Origin of the sequence: Ruegeria sp., from assembly GCF_028066395.1 — a bacterium.
In the GTDB taxonomy this organism is placed as follows: Bacteria; Pseudomonadota; Alphaproteobacteria; order Rhodobacterales; family Rhodobacteraceae; genus Ruegeria.
Window position 1 is genome coordinate 15,161 of the sequence record NZ_JALCBM010000006.1, and the last position, 3,116, is coordinate 18,276.

Annotated in this window: 3 protein-coding genes and 1 pseudogene; 2 read left to right on the top strand and 2 right to left on the bottom strand. The window is 62.6% G+C overall.

Translation table 11 applies throughout. The annotated features are described in order from the left end of the window. Together MPJ51_RS03405 and MPJ51_RS03410 are read left to right on the top strand one after the other, a co-directional pair. Positions 1-210 (top strand): annotated as a pseudogene (locus MPJ51_RS03405) (leucyl aminopeptidase family protein); the annotation flags it as partial. After that, positions 207-944, top strand: a complete 738-nt coding sequence (locus MPJ51_RS03410; protein ID WP_298381760.1) for an NlpC/P60 family protein — start codon at positions 207-209, stop codon at positions 942-944. The pseudogene MPJ51_RS03405 and the gene MPJ51_RS03410, both read left to right, overlap by 4 nt. Here MPJ51_RS03410 and MPJ51_RS03415 read toward each other — a convergent pair. Further along, positions 941-1,291 (bottom strand): DUF2794 domain-containing protein, encoded by a 351-nt coding sequence (locus tag MPJ51_RS03415; protein ID WP_298381763.1) that lies wholly within the window; start codon positions 1,289-1,291, stop codon positions 941-943. The two genes, MPJ51_RS03410 and MPJ51_RS03415, sit on opposite strands and share 4 nt — an antisense overlap. 72 nt (positions 1,292-1,363) lie before the next feature. Further along, the gene (locus MPJ51_RS03420; RefSeq protein ID WP_298381765.1) at positions 1,364-3,028 is read right to left on the bottom strand and encodes an iron ABC transporter permease; all 1,665 of its coding nucleotides are present in this window, start codon (positions 3,026-3,028) and stop codon (positions 1,364-1,366) included. Positions 3,029-3,116: the final 88 nt, after the last annotated feature.

A 3,116-nucleotide genomic window follows, 5' to 3' on the forward strand; every position in this document is an offset into this window, starting at 1 on the left:
ATTGCCGATCTGGACAATGCGCCCTCGGGCGGGTTTGCGGGCTCGATCACCGCCGCGCTGTTCCTGCGTCGCTTTGTCGGCGACAGCCGTTACATGCATTTTGACATCTATTCCTGGCAACGCAGCAAGGAACCCGGGCGCAGCAAAGGCGGCCTCGGCCAAGGACCGCGCGCCCTGCTGACCGCGTTGCCGAAGATGCTGAACCTATGACCCAAAGGCGCGTGATCCAACCGGTCGTCGACCTGCTGCGCGGCCCCGATGGCCCCCGCGACCGGCAATTGCTGTATGGCGATACGGTTGTTGTCGGCAGCGAGTTGAACGGGTTCAGCCGTGTCACGGCTGAAAAGGACGGCTATCCGGGCTGGGTCGCCTCGGACCAATTGGGGCAGGTCGAACCGCAGACCCACTGGATCGTCGCCGCTGCCACTCATGGCTACGAACAGGCGGATATGAAAAGCCCCGACCTGACCTCGTTGAGTTTCGGCAGCAAGATTCGCGCCGTATCGGAAAAGAACGGGTTTCTGGAAACCGAACAAGGCTATATCCCCGCCGTTCACGCGGCACCCGCCTATTCGCGGCTGGCCGATCCGGTTGCGGCGGCCGAGCTGTTTCTGGGCACGCCCTACCTGTGGGGCGGCAACAGCCGGTTTGGGCTGGATTGTTCCGGGCTGGTGCAGGTCTGTCTGCTGGCCTGCGGTATCCCCTGCCCCGGCGACAGCGGCGATCAGGAACGCGCGTTGGGTGAAGCATTGCCGGACGGCACCCCGGCCCAGCGCGGCGATTTGCTGTTCTGGAAAGGCCACGTGGCCTGGGTTGCAGCGGACAATCTGCTGCTGCATGCCAATGCCTACCACATGGCCGTCGCGCTGGAGCCGATGGATCAGGCCATCGCCCGCATCAAGGCGCAGGGGGATGGGCCGGTGACAGCCCACAAAAGGCTCTAATCCGGGTCAACCGCGCGGATCAGCTTACGCTCCAACACCCGCAGAACCGTGCGCAGGTCGTGGCCGCGTTTCAGGATACGCCCGTCCATACCAACCACTGAATACATCCCCTGCCGCAACCGCAGGGTCGGGTGCTTTTCCACGCGATAGATCGGATGTTCGGCCGTTCGGCGAAAAATCGAAAACACCGCCATGTCCCGCAGGTTGGAAATTCCGTAATCCCGCCATTCCCCGGCGGCGACCATCCGACCATAGACGGACAGGATCTGAGACATCTCGCGCCGGTCAAACGCCACCGGCATCTGCGCCGATTGTGACGGAAACCGGCTGGGAGGCTGCATGTTCATATCACCAGCCTTGCCGGAAATTGCATTTGAATCAAGCCCGGCGGAATGGGGTGTGGCAGTTTTGAAGCACCGTTACCGGCGCCCGACCTGACGACAGATCAGGATCACCGGCAGCAGACCCACCGCCAGAATGACCAGCGAGGGCACCGCCGCGCCCTCTAGCCGCTCGTCCGAGGCCAGCCGGAATGCCTGTACCGCCAGCGTGTCGAAATTGAACGGCCGCATGATCAGCGTGGCGGGCAATTCCTTCATCACATCGACAAACACGATCAGCAACGCGGTCAGCAGTGAGGGCGTCAGGATCGGCAGATGTACCCGCCGCAATGTGCCCAGCGGCGTCTGCCCCAGCGACCGCGCGGCGGCGTCCATATTGGCATGCACCGTACTCTGCCCGCCTTCATAGGCGCTAAGCGCGGCAGCAAGGAACCGCACCATATAGGCCGCGACCAGCAACCAGATCGAGCCAGTCACCAGCAATCCGGTCGAGATATCAAAGGTTTCGCGCATCCACGCATCCAGCGCGTTGTCAAATCCCGCAAAGGGCACGATCAGCCCCACGGCGATCACCCCGCCCGGCACCGCATAGCCCAGCCGCGCCAGATAAGCCGCCATCGCAGAACCTCGACCCGGTCGAAGACGTTGGAAGAACCCAACGGCGATGGCGGCGCAGACCGTCAGCACCGCCGCCGTACCGGCCAGGGTCAGCGAGTTCCGAATGAACCCGACATAGCGGCGCGACAACAGGTTCTGTTCCGATTCCATCCCCATCTGCACCAGAATCACCACGGGCAGCAGGAAGCCAAGCGACACAGGAATGGCGCAGAGAATAAAGGCCGCCGCCGACCGCCACCCCTTCAACTGCGCGGCAGGCAGCGCGGCATGCTGTTTCCCGGCCTGATAATATTTGGCTTTTCCGCGCTGGGTCCGCTCGGTCACGGCCATGACAAGCGCAAATCCCAACAGGCACAGCGCCAGCTGCGCAGCGGCGGCCCTGTCAGCCATGGAAAACCAACTGGTGTAGATGCCAGTGGCAAAGGTCTGCACGCCGAAATAGGCCACGGTGCCGAAATCGGCGATGGTCTCCATCACTGCCAGCAGCACCCCGCCCGCAATCGCGGGCCGCGCCATCGGAAGTGACACGCGCCAGAAGGACGACCACGGACCGTTGCCCAACGCCCGGGCGGCCAGAAAAGCGGTGGCGCTTTGCTGCAGGAACGCGGCGCGGGCCAGCAGATAGACATAAGGATACAGAACCAGGATCAGCATCACTGCCGCACCTTCGGTCGAGCGTATCTCGGGGAACCAATAGTCCCGCGGCCCCCAGCCGGTCACATCGCGCAGGGTGGTCTGGACGATTCCGGGGTGATCCAGAATGAACGTATAGGCATAGGCCAGCACATAGGCCGGAAAAGCCAGCGGCAGGACCAGAGCGATCTCAAGGAATCGCACGCCGGGAAACCGGGTCATCGTGACCAGCCACGCGGCCCCAACGCCGATCGAGAATGTCCCCACCGAGACCAGAATAACCAGCACTGCCGTGGTCAGCAGATATCGCGGCAAAACAGTCTCTAACAAGTGCGAAATCGTGTCCGTTCCACCGGTGACCGCCGCCAGAACCACCGCCACCATCGGCAACAGACAGGCCGCCGCGACTGCATAGGCGATGATGCCCACAAGGCGGGTGCCCAACACACCACGATTGTGCGTTCCGTGTTCTGAGTATTGAATTTCGGCCATGGCTGGTGACTGACGATCCCGAAAGCTGAGTCTTTAATCGACCAAACCGCTCGGAAATACCAGTGGGGCAGGCAACAAATCTGCGGCA